This window comes from Bacillus nitratireducens (genome assembly GCF_001884135.1).
In the GTDB taxonomy this organism is placed as follows: Bacteria; Bacillota; Bacilli; order Bacillales; family Bacillaceae_G; genus Bacillus_A; species Bacillus_A nitratireducens.
Genome location: NZ_MAOC01000081.1, coordinates 86,070 through 98,233 on the forward strand (window position 1 = coordinate 86,070; position 12,164 = coordinate 98,233).

The 12,164-nt window shown below is 35.3% G+C and carries 16 protein-coding genes; 14 read left to right on the plus strand and 2 right to left on the minus strand.

The window, feature by feature from the left end; all coding sequences use genetic code 11:
- Positions 1-103: 103 nt before the first annotated feature.
- The 8 genes from BAU23_RS21770 to BAU23_RS21805 all read left to right on the plus strand — a co-directional run bounded on the left by BAU23_RS21770 (position 104) and on the right by BAU23_RS21805 (position 6,544).
- Positions 104-418 carry a hypothetical protein gene (locus BAU23_RS21770; protein ID WP_000704963.1) on the plus strand — a complete coding sequence of 105 codons (315 nt, stop codon included), beginning with the start codon at positions 104-106 and terminating at the stop codon, positions 416-418.
- A gap of 29 nt (positions 419-447) precedes the next feature.
- Complete coding sequence (locus BAU23_RS21775; RefSeq protein ID WP_000648177.1) at positions 448-1,311, plus strand: MurR/RpiR family transcriptional regulator; 864 nt, start codon at positions 448-450, stop codon at positions 1,309-1,311.
- 150 nt (positions 1,312-1,461) lie between these two features.
- On the plus strand, positions 1,462-2,346 hold the full coding sequence (gene murQ / locus BAU23_RS21780; protein ID WP_000892370.1) for an N-acetylmuramic acid 6-phosphate etherase: 885 nt from the start codon (positions 1,462-1,464) through the stop codon (positions 2,344-2,346).
- A 24-nt stretch (positions 2,347-2,370) separates the two neighbouring features.
- On the plus strand, positions 2,371-3,735 hold the full coding sequence (locus BAU23_RS21785; protein ID WP_071735142.1) for a PTS transporter subunit EIIC: 1,365 nt from the start codon (positions 2,371-2,373) through the stop codon (positions 3,733-3,735).
- A 48-nt stretch (positions 3,736-3,783) separates the two neighbouring features.
- The gene (locus BAU23_RS21790) at positions 3,784-4,857 is read left to right on the plus strand and encodes a DUF871 domain-containing protein (protein ID WP_000580644.1); all 1,074 of its coding nucleotides are present in this window, start codon (positions 3,784-3,786) and stop codon (positions 4,855-4,857) included.
- A 153-nt stretch (positions 4,858-5,010) separates the two neighbouring features.
- On the plus strand, positions 5,011-5,415 hold the full coding sequence (locus tag BAU23_RS21795) for a DoxX family protein (RefSeq protein ID WP_001077751.1): 405 nt from the start codon (positions 5,011-5,013) through the stop codon (positions 5,413-5,415).
- Between the two features lie 157 nt (positions 5,416-5,572).
- Positions 5,573-5,974: a nuclear transport factor 2 family protein gene (locus BAU23_RS21800; protein WP_071735143.1), complete on the plus strand. Its 402-nt coding sequence runs from the start codon at positions 5,573-5,575 to the stop codon at positions 5,972-5,974.
- 87 nt (positions 5,975-6,061) lie between these two features.
- Positions 6,062-6,544, plus strand: a complete 483-nt coding sequence (locus tag BAU23_RS21805; RefSeq protein ID WP_000758761.1) for a PRK06770 family protein — start codon at positions 6,062-6,064, stop codon at positions 6,542-6,544.
- A 32-nt stretch (positions 6,545-6,576) separates the two neighbouring features.
- On the opposite strand, the gene BAU23_RS21810 is transcribed toward BAU23_RS21805, so the two are convergent.
- Positions 6,577-7,488: a DMT family transporter gene (locus BAU23_RS21810; protein ID WP_016128776.1), complete on the minus strand. Its 912-nt coding sequence runs from the start codon at positions 7,486-7,488 to the stop codon at positions 6,577-6,579.
- A 204-nt stretch (positions 7,489-7,692) separates the two neighbouring features.
- Between BAU23_RS21810 and BAU23_RS21815 the strand changes: the two genes are divergently transcribed.
- Together BAU23_RS21815 and BAU23_RS21820 are read left to right on the plus strand one after the other, a co-directional pair.
- Positions 7,693-8,187, plus strand: a complete 495-nt coding sequence (locus tag BAU23_RS21815) for an Lrp/AsnC family transcriptional regulator (protein WP_000446106.1) — start codon at positions 7,693-7,695, stop codon at positions 8,185-8,187.
- 128 nt (positions 8,188-8,315) lie between these two features.
- A complete protein-coding gene (locus tag BAU23_RS21820; RefSeq protein ID WP_000689145.1) occupies positions 8,316-8,771 on the plus strand; it encodes an N-acetyltransferase in 456 nt (151 codons plus the stop codon).
- A 78-nt stretch (positions 8,772-8,849) separates the two neighbouring features.
- Here the strand turns inward: BAU23_RS21820 and BAU23_RS21825 are convergent, their stop codons facing one another.
- Positions 8,850-9,620 (minus strand): SDR family NAD(P)-dependent oxidoreductase, encoded by a 771-nt coding sequence (locus tag BAU23_RS21825; RefSeq protein ID WP_071735144.1) that lies wholly within the window; start codon positions 9,618-9,620, stop codon positions 8,850-8,852.
- 140 nt (positions 9,621-9,760) lie between these two features.
- Between BAU23_RS21825 and BAU23_RS21830 the strand changes: the two genes are divergently transcribed.
- The 4 genes from BAU23_RS21830 (at position 9,761) to BAU23_RS21845 (ending at position 12,077) form a co-directional block, all read left to right on the plus strand.
- Positions 9,761-10,120 (plus strand): MerR family transcriptional regulator, encoded by a 360-nt coding sequence (locus BAU23_RS21830; protein WP_071735145.1) that lies wholly within the window; start codon positions 9,761-9,763, stop codon positions 10,118-10,120.
- Between the two features lie 566 nt (positions 10,121-10,686).
- Positions 10,687-11,043: a DMT family transporter gene (locus BAU23_RS21835; protein ID WP_000790622.1), complete on the plus strand. Its 357-nt coding sequence runs from the start codon at positions 10,687-10,689 to the stop codon at positions 11,041-11,043.
- A 2-nt stretch (positions 11,044-11,045) separates the two neighbouring features.
- Positions 11,046-11,360, plus strand: a complete 315-nt coding sequence (locus BAU23_RS21840) for a DMT family transporter (RefSeq protein ID WP_000539703.1) — start codon at positions 11,046-11,048, stop codon at positions 11,358-11,360.
- A 138-nt stretch (positions 11,361-11,498) separates the two neighbouring features.
- Positions 11,499-12,077, plus strand: coding sequence for a TetR/AcrR family transcriptional regulator (locus BAU23_RS21845; RefSeq protein ID WP_002100298.1), 579 nt, complete (start codon positions 11,499-11,501; stop codon positions 12,075-12,077).
- Positions 12,078-12,164 lie beyond the last annotated feature (87 nt).

Here is a 12,164-nt window from a genome sequence, read left to right on the forward strand (position 1 = left end):
TAGGTAAGCTCTTTTTTTATTGCAAAAAGCAATGGTCATGTGGCATGAAAGGTTTTGAATTATGGTAAAATCTATGTATGTGATATGACAAGGAGAGGGAAGTGTGAAGATTACAAAGGGGAAAGTTATAGGTGTAATCATACTCATTGCACTATGTATACCATTTACTGCATGGAAAGAATCAAAAGTGAAAGATTTTCCAGTTTCTATTTTTTCTTCTTATGTAGAAGACGAAAACCCGAAAGACTATAAGTACACTGCTTTTGTACCTGACTTTGCAATTTGGATACATGGATGGGAAAAACAGCGATCTGAAGGTGAAATAACGTCATATAAAAAAGGGGATCGAACTGTAATTGTTCACCATCCTCCTGGCGATGATGGTTTTTATCTTTTTGAAGCAAGAGAAAATAAGTGAAAGCAACCGTAAGAAGTGGAGGTTAAATAGTGAAAGCTTCAACATTACTATTTAAAATTGAAAGTAATATGGATCAATTTTCACCAGCTGAAAAGAAGGTTGCCATGTACATAATGGGGAATGCAGAAATTGTTCCGAACTTAACGACGAAAGAAGTGTCAACGAATGCAGGCGCAAGTGAGGCGAGTGTTGTTCGCTTTTGTAAATCGATTGGGATTGGAAGCTTTAAAGCATTTAAAATCGCGCTCGTTCGTGAATTGACGATTGCTGATTATAATATTAATGATTTTTCAGTTATGAATACGGAAGATGGACCGTATGACTTGTTTAATAAAGTTACGTATGTGAATAAAGCTGCAATTGAGGCGAGCGTTACTGCGATAGATAAAAAGGAACTTGAGAAAGCTGCAGATCGTATTGTAAATGCAGATAAAATTATATTTTATGGAGTAGGCGGATCAGCTACTCCGGCGATGGATGGGGCTTATAAATTTACAAGGCTCGGTTTTACAGCGATGATGCTATCTGATTTTCATATGATGTTGCCGCTTGTGACGAATTTAAAAGAGGGCGATATATTTGTTGCGATTTCAACATCTGGTCGTACGAAAGATGTACTTGAAATGGCGCAATATGCGAAGAGACAAGGTGCAACAGTTATTGCGATTACAAAGCTTGACCAATCATCACCTTTATATAAAGAAGCGGATATTCGTCTTTGTATGCCAGATGTAGAGCAAGATCATCGTATTGCAAGTATTGCTTCAAGAATGACACAACTGAATATGATTGATGCTTTATATGTGATTACGTTTAATCGTATTGGTAATAAAGTGTTGGATCAATTTATGGAGACAAGAGAAGAAGCTCTACGGTTACGGAAGTTAAAATGAGAAGATGGGGAAACCCATCTTTTTTTGCATACTGACATAAATTCGTCATGAAAAGAAATAAAATTTCATAAAATAATAAAGTAATGTTGATTTTAAATTTCTTAAAGTTATAATGAAAGTATGAAATTAAATTTCAAAGTGGGTGGCAATATGTTAGAAAATTTATCGACAGAACATCGTAATGAGAAGACGATGAATTTAGATGAGATGAGTATAAAAGAAGTGTTACAAAGTATGAATCAAGAAGATCGAACTGTTGCGTTAGCAGTTGAAAATGAAATAGAAGAAATTGCAAAGATTGTAGGGGCTGTTATTCAATCTTTTGAAGAAGAGGGCCGATTAATTTACATTGGGGCTGGTACGAGTGGCCGTTTAGGTATTTTAGACGCGGTTGAATGTCCGCCGACATTTGGTACAGATGATAAAATGGTACAAGGAATTATAGCAGGTGGATTGAAAGCGTTTACTAAAGCGGTAGAAGGTGCCGAAGACCGCGAAGAGTTAGCAGAAGAAGATTTAAAAAGCATTGGATTAAACGAGAAAGATACAGTGATTGGAATTGCAGCAAGTGGCCGAACTCCTTATGTAATTGGCGGCTTGAAATACGCAAGTAGCGTGGGAGCGAGTACAGCTAGTATCTCTTGTAATAAAAATGCTGAAATAAGTAAATATGCAAAACTAAATGTGGAAGTAGAAACAGGCGCAGAAATTTTAACAGGCTCAACGCGTTTGAAGGCTGGTACAGCGCAAAAATTAGTACTCAATATGATTTCAACAGCTTCTATGATTGGTGTTGGGAAAGTATATAAAAACTTAATGGTAGATGTTCAATCTACAAATGAAAAGTTAGTAGAACGATCAAAACGAATTATTGTGGAAGCAACAGGCATTAGTTATGAAGTAGCAGCAGAGTATTATGAAAAAGCAGAACGTAATGTGAAAGCTGCGATTGTTATGGTGTTATTGCAGTGTGAGTATGGGGAAGCACTGGAGAAATTAAAAGAAGCGAAAGGGTTTGTGAAGAAGGCACTATAAAATAATAGGGAGGGGGATTCTATTATGAAGAAAGAAGAGAGAATGGCCAAAGAGATTTCAGAGCAACTTGGGGGAGTAAAAAATATTCGTGGCATTGCTCATTGTATGACGAGACTGCGATTAACGCTTCATGATGAAAGTAAAGTGAATATGGACCTTTTGAAAAAGGTTGAAGGGGTTATGGGCGTTATTGAAGATGAGACGCTTCAAGTTGTTGTTGGACCAGGGACAGTAAATAAAGTAGCAGCTGAAATGGAAGTTTTAACAGGCCTGCGAATTGGTGAGGTGGCAGATCATCACCTTGAAGATCTTGGGCAAGAGATGAAGTCAGAGATTAAGAAGAAAAATAATACACCAGTGAAAAACTTTTTAAGAAAAATAGGAAGTATTTTCATTCCGTTAATTCCGGGGCTTGTTGCGTCAGGAATTATAAATGGGGTTGCTAACTTTGCGAAAAATGCAGGTGCCGATCCGAATGCAACGTGGCTACAAATGCTACTACTCATTGGTGGCGGTATCTTTACATTCTTAGGCATTTTAGTCGGCTGGAATACAGCGAAAGAATTTGGCGGGACACCAGTTCTTGGGGCAATTGCTGGTATTTTAATTTTTAACCCGGCGATGGCGACTGTAAAATTATTCGGTGAAGCGCTAGTACCCGGACGGGGCGGATTATTTGCAGTTATTTTTGCAGCATGGCTTATGGTTGTAGTGGAAAGACAAGTTCGAAAAGCTGTACCAAATGCAGTTGATATTATCGTGACACCGCTTATTACTGTGTTAGTGGTAAGTATCGTAACGATGTTAGCAATTCAGCCGGTAGCAGGTTTCTTATCTGAAGGAATTACAAGCGGAATTAATGGTATTTTAAGTATTGGCGGAGCGTTTGCGGGAGCGGTGCTTGCTGGAACATTTTTACCTCTCGTTATGGTCGGATTACATCACGGTTTAACACCAATTCATATGGAATTTATTAATCAAACGCACGTAACACCTTTATTACCAGTACTAGCAATGGCTGGAGCTGGGCAAGTTGGCGCAGCGATTGCTATTTTTGTAAAAACTAAAAACAAACGACTTCGTAACGTAATTAAAGGTGCATTACCAGTTGGCTTTTTAGGAATTGGCGAACCTTTATTATACGGGGTTACATTACCACTTGGGAAACCGTTTCTTACTGCTTGTCTCGGTGCAGCAGTTGGCGGTGCATTCCAAGCAGTTATGAAAACAGCTGCACTCGGAATCGGTGTATCAGGATTATCATTAATTCCGTTAATTGCTGATAATAAATATTTATTATATTTCCGTGGGTTAGTAGTTGCATATACTTTCGGTTTCATCTTTACGTACTTCTTTGGCTTTAAAGAAGAAATGGCAGAAAACATATAGAGAAAGGGATTCCTTTCTCTTTTTTTATTCATAGAAAGGGAGATTCATATGATAGGAGTTTCAATTTATCTTTCAAAAGAACGAGTAAAGAAGCAAGAAGAGTGGCTAAAAGTAGCGAAGGAAAACGGGTTTTCATCTATTTTTACATCATTGCACATTCCAGAAGATAATCCAAATACGTATAAAGAGTTAATTCAAATACTTGGGAAACAAGCTCTCGAAAATGAAATGGAATTAATGGTCGATGTTTCTCCAAAATCGTTACATCATTTAGGGATGACGTACGAAAATGTGGAAGAGTTAGTAGAGTGGGGTATTACTGGTTTACGAATGGATTATGGCATCACGCCGAAAGAAATTGCACGCGTATCCCATAAGATGAAAGTAGCTTTAAATGCGAGTACGATTACAGAATCATTTTGGAGAGAGTTACTTACGGAAAATATCCGAGTAGATTGTGTAGAAGCGTGGCATAATTTTTACCCGCGCCCAGAAACAGGACTAGCCAAGTCCTTCTTACAAAAACAAAACCAATACTTACATGAGTGCGGAATAAAAACGATGGCATTTATTCCGGGAGATGGTGAAAAACGCGGTCCATTATATGAAGGTTTACCGACATTAGAAGAACACCGCTATATGCGGCCGCTTGAAGCGTATTTAGAACTTGTGCAAGATTGTGGTGTCGATAAGGTGTTAATCGGGGATATAAGCGGAAGTCTAGAAAGTGTACAAGAAATAGCGAGTGCGAGTAGAGGAATTATTCCAGTGCGATATGAACCATTGATCAAGGAAAGAGAAGTATTAGAAATGGTAGAACAAGTGCATACAAATAGACTAGATCCAGCTCGTGATGCCATTCGTTCTGTAGAATCACGAGAGGAAACTAAAGTCGTATTACAGCCGATGCAGACCATTGTAAGAAAGAAAGGCAGCATTACAATTGATAATGAATTGTACGGTAGATATGCTGGAGAAATGCAAATTGTTGTAAATGATTTACCTGTAGATGAGAAAGTGAATGTTGTTGGAATGGTTGTGGAAGAGGACGTGCTGTTATTGCCTTATATTGGTGCTGGAAAAAAGTTTCAACTTTTTCTGTGTGATAGAGTAAAAGCTTGAATTAGCGCTATTTTATAAAAAACATTATTCGTAAAACGGATAATGTTTTTTGTTTTCTTTAAAAAAAGCATTTGACGAATGAAAAGAAATACCGTATTGTTTTGTCTTGTGAATAAATGTTCACCATAACAAAATAAAAAAGGGGAGTTCAAAATGAATCAATATATTGGGAATTTAATTATTCGTATCGTGTTAGGAGTAACGTTCTTTGCACACGGTTTAGCAAAGTTTCAATCAGGTATAGATAACGTAGCAGGATGGTTTACAAGCATCGGATTACCAGGTGGTCTTGCATATGGCGTAGCGACAGTTGAATTAGTAGGTGGTATATTATTAATTATCGGTTTAGGCGTAAGATATGTAGGATTGTTATTCGCTCTTATTTTAGCTGGAGCTATCGTAAAGGTAAATGGAGCAGCAGGATTATTAGGAGATGGAAAGAATCCAGGATATGAATTAGATCTTGCATTATTATCAATGGGTGCGTATTTATTCGTTGTAAAAGCAGAAGGATATGTAGATCGTTTCTTAAAAGAGAAAGTAATGAAAACGAAGTAAATTTTATTTATAAATTGTTGACTTAAATAGTTATTGTAACTATAATGGTTACAATAACTGAATTAAGAATAAAATAATTTGAATATTTTTTTACACAAGTTGTAACTAAATTAGTTACAACTTGTGTAAAGAATAAATAAACGAGGGAGGAAGTACTATGCCTAAATCAAATTTAGAAATTATTCGAAGCACATATGAAGGATCAGCTTCTTCGAATGCAAAACATTTAGCGGAAGCCCTCTCTGAAAAAGTAGAATGGACAGAGGCAGAAGGTTTTCCTTATGGCGGAACGTATATAGGTGTAGAAGCTATAATAGAAAATGTATTTAGCCGTTTAGGATCAGAGTGGGATAACTATAAAGCGAGTGTAAATACGTACCATGAAGTAAACGAAAAAGATGTAATTATTGCTGAAGGGGTTTATTCAGGAGTTTATAAAGAAACGGGAAAATCGTTTGAAGCAGAATTCGTTCATGTATGGCAGCTTAAAAATGAAAAAATTGTAAAATTAAAGCAATATGTGGATAGTTTTATTGTACGAGAAGCGATGAAGGTTTAAAATGAAATAAGGAAACAAATGGAATCGGCTGTGCGCAGGCGATTCCATTTGTTTATGTAATTATTAGGGGAATGGGGAGTACATAATATGAAAAAATGGATAATAGGGACAATTACAATGATTGTAATTGCGATAGGAGCTGTATTCGGTGTTACGAAACTTCTTAATTATATAGAGGAAGAAGAGAAGAGTCTTAAAGAACAAAAAGTAATGGGGCAACAGGAGAAGAAAGTTAAGGAAGAGAAGCCACAAGCTAGTGAAGATGAAATTATTTCTACAATGCATAGGATGGTACATCAAAAAGTGAAGTCCTCTGAAAAATGGGGATTTATTGAAATGACAAATAAGGAAATTCGTATCGCGAAGAACGCAGTAGAAAGCAGTACAAATTTCAAATATAAATCAAAGCTACTTTCTACGTTGGAACGCTGGGAGAAAGGGGATTTTTCACAAACGGTTGAGGAGCATAACTTTTTGTGGGAAATTCAAGGTGGTGATACTGGAAAAGCAACAGAACGTTTATCGCCAGAAGAAGAAAAGCAGTATGTGAAAGAAATGAAAGGTAAATAAAAACATCGCCACTTTGGTGGCGATGTTTTTGATTAAGAATGTTTTCGCATTAAAGCTCTAGTTGGCTGAATAGCAATGGTTTTGAAATGAGAAAATAAATAACATCCTGTCACGACGATAATTGTACCGAAAATTTGAATCCATGTTAATTCTTCTCCAAGGAAAATAAATGCTAAAATCGCTGTAAAAATGGGATTGAAGTTTAGAAAAATACCTGATGTTGTAGCTCCTAATTTTTGTACGCCAATATTCCAAAACACCATACAAAGTACTGTTGATATTAATCCTGTATATAAAAGTGATGTAATGAAAGAAGAATTAATATTGGAAACAGTGAAGCTACCTATGTTAAATGGCAGTAATAAAATAACGCCGAAAATACCAGAATATAATGTTGCCATGAGTGGTGTAGTTGTTTTTGTAGCCCATTTACTACAAACAGAATAGATTCCCCAAATACAAACTGCCGCAATCATCCATAAATCTCCGCTATTAAAATGTAGTGAAAATAAAAGTGCGAAATTTCCTTTTAAAAGGACGAGAATAACCCCGAAGAAAGAAAGAATCATTGATAAAATTTGAAGCGTATTTACTTTTTCTTTTAAAAATAAAGATGAAAATAGTGCAATTGAGATCGCGTTTAATGTAGAAATAAGTCCTACATTCGTTGCGGATGTTTTTTCAAGTGCTAAAAATTGAAAAATGTTAAACAGAGCAACGCCTGAAATGCCCATAAGTATTAACGGAAGTATTGCAGCACGAGGCGGAACGATTTTTTTTTCTTTAAACCATACCATCGGTAATAAACAAACAATCGCAATCATCCATCTTAAACTTGTCAGTGTCATTGGTGATGCATGATCAACGAGCGATTTCCCAACGACGAAATTTCCTCCCCATAGTAAGCTCGTTAATAATAGTAAAAAGACGTAAAAATAAGGCATACAAAAATCCCCTTTGCCGTAATTAATATGAATTGTAAATAATTTTAGCATTTTTCTTTATTGTGTAATATATTCTTTTGTATAATGGTTAAAAATCAATAAAATATTTTGTTGTAAATACGATTTACAGAAAAACGTTCAGCTTTATGTAAGGTGTGAGGTGTTTTTTCGAATAATCATCGGTAATAAAAAGGGGGAATTTTGATGGAGTCATCTGTTATTAAAGTGTTAGATGATTTAGATGTACAAATTTTAGATATATTGCAGAAGGAATCACAAGTAAGTAACGCAGAGCTTGCACGACGCGTTAATTTATCACCGGCTGCTATGCATGCAAGAATAAAAAGGTTAGATGGGGAAGGTTTTATTGATAAGCAAGTAGCAATTTTAAATCAAGAAAAGCTTGGTTTTGATTTACTATGCTTCATTTTTATGAGTACGAATATTCATCAATCAGATAAGCTGGAAGTGTTGGAAAAAGAATTAGAAGCGATGCCAGAAGTGTTAGAATGTCACTGTTTAACAGGAGAGTATGATTATTTATTAAAGGTTGCAAATCGTGATCGTAAAGAACTGGAGCAGTTTATTAGAAAGCTGAATAAGCTTGGTATTACACGGATACAGACGAGTTTAGCACTTCGTGAAATTAAATATTCGACAGTATTACCGATCCGAAATGAGGAACCGAGCATCGATTAGATTGCTTGGTTTTTTGTTTGTATAAAGTGATTGACGGGGAGAAAGGAGAGATGTATTATTATATAAAATTATGTATTAAAATACAGTTCGAGTTATGAATATTAATATCGGGGGCAAGGGGATATAATATGAAAATCTTTAATGCGGTTACGAGTGATGTGAAAGAAATTTATAGTCTCATTGAAGCTTATGCAAAAGAGGGAGTGGTTTTACCGCGTTCTCTTTTATCTCTCTATCAATATTTACAATGTTTATATGTTATGAAAGAAGGAGAGGAAATCGTTGGAGTTGCTGGTTTACATGTGTTAGGAGAGGATCTTGCAGAGGTACGATCGTTAGTAGTTTCGCATACATATGCAGGAAAAGGGATAGGGCGTAAGTTAGTAAATCATGTAATGAATGAGGCGGAAAAGATAAAAGTGAACAGGGTAATTTCTTTAACATATGAAACGGAATTTTTTCAAAAGTGCGGGTTTGATTTTGTGAATAGAGAAGCATTACCAGAAAAAGTGTGGATTGATTGTAGACATTGCCCCAAAGTTGATTATTGTGATGAGGTGGCGATGATACGGTATGTTGGGTGAAATTTTTAGAGAGAAAAAAGGCCCACTATTATTTAAGAAATAGTGGGTATCTATATTTTATTCAGAAATGAGATGTTGTTAAGAATTTGAATTCGTTTGTCTTACTGCAAAATTATAAAGCGGATCTCTAAGCTCAAAGTTATACGTAGAACCATCGACAAGCCCTACAACTTTATCGCTATCATAAAGGTCGAGCATAAATTGTGCCATTTGTTTTGCAGTGTGGAATTTCGGTACAACATTATCGTATTGGAATTCATCAATATCAAATGAGCGTTTCGCGAACTCTGTTTCAGTTGCAGCAGGAGCTAAAACTTTTGCTTGTAATTTTGCACCTTGTTCTTTCAGTTCGTGAGATAATCCTTCTGTAAATGCACTTACATAGAATTTTGTAGCGCAATACGTAACAGCATCAGCCACAATCGTATATCCACCGCCTGATGAAACGTTAATAAGCTGTGTTCCATCAACCATTGAATAATCCCGAACGAAAAGGGAAGAGAGTATTGTTAGTGCTTCTATATTTACATGCAACATCGTTTCTATTTTATTTAAATTTTGTTCAGCAATTGAGGCGAAATTACCAAATCCTGCGTTGTTAATCCACGTTTCAATTTGAAAAGTTTGTAGGCTTTCATAAAGTTTATAAACATTTTCAGTGACGGATAAATCAGTTCTTCGAATGACAACATCCAACTTTGGATGCATTTCGTTAATTTTTAATTTTAATCCGTCTAATTCTTCTTGTCTTCGAGCTACAAGTATTAAATTTTTTCCGCGAGATGCAAAGGCTAAAGCCGATTCATAGCCAATTCCGGAACTAGCACCAGTAATAACAGTATATTTCATATAAAATCCCCCTAAGTTCAAATTAATTTAGTATGGTTAGATTTTATTTGTTAGAGTATACTCTAAGTCAAATGTTTTTTATACATTTAATAAAGCAGTCAAATATATGATGGTAAATGGCATGTGGAGGGAGTATGAGTATGTACACAATTAGCGAGGTAGCTAAATTATTAGGAGTGAGCACACATACATTACGTTATTATGAAAAAGAGAACATATTAATTACAAATCGCGATACAAATGGGAATCGACTGTATGAAGAATCACATATAAAGTGGTTGCAGTTTGTAATGAAGTTAAAACAAACGCAAATGCCGATAGCGAAAATAAGAGAATACGCTAGATTATATACAGAAGGGGAACATACAACCGAAGATCGTTTACAACTGTTAGAAAATCATAAAAAATCTATTCGAACTCAAAGAGAAAACTTAGAAATTACGGAGAAGATGCTCGAAAATAAAATTATTGCATACAAAGACTCGTTGAAAAATAAATAGATTAAAAAATACTCTGTTCCTTGTTATGTGATGAAAAATGGGTCTGATCTATGGGTATTTCACCATAGTGTGCCGACAAATAAAAAAGAGCAGTTAGCAAAAGCTAACTACTCTATTTAAGGGATCTCCAAGGGGGAATGGAGAAAATATTATGTTACTCTTATTATTAACAGATTATTGAGAAATATACAGGTAGAAATGAAATTTTTTCCTAAATGTATTTCGTTTCGTTTTTTATTATGTGGCGGTCCATATTCAGTATGAAAATTTACAGTTGACATATTGTGAATTGTTCACATACAATAGTAATGAATGACATTCAGTCATTTTAACTTTTGAAAGGGTGCTGATAATATATTTTTGGATGCATACAAGAAGGTTAGGGAAGACGATAATTCATTGATTAAGGATGTTAAAAGTACATTAAATAATTTTTGAATTTAGTTAGCTATGTAATGAAATAAATGATAAATGAGGATGATAGTTGCTTTTATATAGTAGTGATTGAAGAGTATATTTTTTTTAAAACGAAAATGACTGATAGTCAGTCATAAGAGGTGGTAAGTATGAAAAATAAAGCTTGGTTATATGTGATATTAACATGTATCTTTGAAATATTTTGGGTGTTCGGTTTTAATACAGCTCATACTTGGTGGCATTGGGTCATTATTGTAGGAGTTATTGCTGTTGATTTTCATTTTCTTTCTAAAGCGTGCGAACATCTTGCAACAGGGACTGTATATGCTGTGTTTGCCGGAGCTGGTACGGTAGGTACTTTCCTAATGGATGTATTCCTTTTCGGCGGCAGTTTCAGTGTAGGGAAACTATTCTTTATCGTGATGGTCGTAGCGGGTGTTATCGGTTTAAAACTGGCTGATAATAAAGAAGAAACCGCGGAAGAAATTGTGAAAGGAGCTGCTTAAAAATGGGTTGGATTTTCGTATTTTGTGCCGCAATTAGTGAAATAGTCGGTGTGATAGGCCTTAAAATGTATAGTAAAGATAAGACGTTAACAAATGGAGCGATTTATATAGGTGGATTTGCAATTTCCTTTGCATTCTTATACACATCTTTCTTGTTCTTACAAGTAAGTGTAGCTTATGCGGTTTGGATTGGCATTGGAACAGCAGGAGCTGTTTTATTAAATATGTTTCTGTTTGGTGAATCGAAAAGTAAGGCACGTTTGATTAGCGTAGCTCTTATCGTATGTGGAGTTACGGGATTAAAGGCTCTTTCATAAGAAAAGGATATTAAAGTTAAATCTCCTAACGATTTGTTGGGAGATTTTTATTATGAAAAGTACACGATAATTGACAGTACAGCTAGTTATTTTATAAAATGAGTGACAGTCATTCAATACGCGTGTGAAAGGGTTTAGATGATGAATAAAAAAGAAAAAATTGTCTATGCAGCTATTGAAGTGTTTCAGGAAAAAGGCGTTGAAAAAACGAAGATTTCTGACATCGTGAAATTGGCTGGCATTGCACAAGGAACTTTCTATTTATATTTTCCTTCTAAGTTATCTGTTATGCCTGCAATAGCAGAAGTGATGGTTGAGAAGATGATACTTGCAGTGAAAGAAAAAGTACAGAACGATGCACCTTTTTCAAGTAAAGTTGAGCAAGTAATAGATGCGGTATTTAACTTTATAGCTGAATATCGTGAAATACAAGCATTAATGTATGCGGGCCTTGCATCAACTGAACATATAAAAGAATGGGAAGCTGTATATGAGCCTCTTTATATATGGCTAAGTGACTTTTTAAGTGAGGCAAAAGAATCAGGTGAAATTCGTGATTCGGTTCACGCAGAGCGAACAGCGAAGTTATTTATCGCTCTTGTTGAATCAGCAGCGGAACAAGTTTATTTATATGATCATAAAGATGATGAGCAAGTTGAGCTACAAAAGGCAGAAGTACTAGATTTTTTAACACATGCACTACATATAAAGAAGTAGTAAGGTGAACCTGTCTGAAAAGGTAGGTTCATTTCTGCGAAAAACTGAATGATAGTCATTCACCCTGTATTTATGTATGTGTGGAAG

Excerpts from the sequence above, each read along its gene's own strand:
- BAU23_RS21785 (WP_071735142.1), top strand. The coding sequence starts at position 2,371 with ATGAAGAAAGAAGAGAGAATGGCCAAAGAGATTTCAGAGCAACTTGGG.
- murQ (WP_000892370.1), top strand. The coding sequence starts at position 1,462 with ATGTTAGAAAATTTATCGACAGAACATCGTAATGAGAAGACGATGAAT.
- BAU23_RS21825 (WP_071735144.1), bottom strand. The coding sequence starts at position 9,620 with ATGAAATATACTGTTATTACTGGTGCTAGTTCCGGAATTGGCTATGAA.
- BAU23_RS21815 (WP_000446106.1), top strand. The coding sequence starts at position 7,693 with ATGGAGTCATCTGTTATTAAAGTGTTAGATGATTTAGATGTACAAATT.
- BAU23_RS21820 (WP_000689145.1), top strand. The coding sequence starts at position 8,316 with ATGAAAATCTTTAATGCGGTTACGAGTGATGTGAAAGAAATTTATAGT.
- BAU23_RS21810 (WP_016128776.1), bottom strand. The coding sequence starts at position 7,488 with ATGCCTTATTTTTACGTCTTTTTACTATTATTAACGAGCTTACTATGG.
- BAU23_RS21840 (WP_000539703.1), top strand. The coding sequence starts at position 11,046 with ATGGGTTGGATTTTCGTATTTTGTGCCGCAATTAGTGAAATAGTCGGT.
- BAU23_RS21845 (WP_002100298.1), top strand. The coding sequence starts at position 11,499 with ATGATGAATAAAAAAGAAAAAATTGTCTATGCAGCTATTGAAGTGTTT.
- BAU23_RS21835 (WP_000790622.1), top strand. The coding sequence starts at position 10,687 with ATGAAAAATAAAGCTTGGTTATATGTGATATTAACATGTATCTTTGAA.
- BAU23_RS21800 (WP_071735143.1), top strand. The coding sequence starts at position 5,573 with ATGCCTAAATCAAATTTAGAAATTATTCGAAGCACATATGAAGGATCA.
- BAU23_RS21805 (WP_000758761.1), top strand. The coding sequence starts at position 6,062 with ATGAAAAAATGGATAATAGGGACAATTACAATGATTGTAATTGCGATA.
- BAU23_RS21830 (WP_071735145.1), top strand. The coding sequence starts at position 9,761 with ATGTACACAATTAGCGAGGTAGCTAAATTATTAGGAGTGAGCACACAT.
- BAU23_RS21790 (WP_000580644.1), top strand. The coding sequence starts at position 3,784 with ATGATAGGAGTTTCAATTTATCTTTCAAAAGAACGAGTAAAGAAGCAA.
- BAU23_RS21795 (WP_001077751.1), top strand. The coding sequence starts at position 5,011 with ATGAATCAATATATTGGGAATTTAATTATTCGTATCGTGTTAGGAGTA.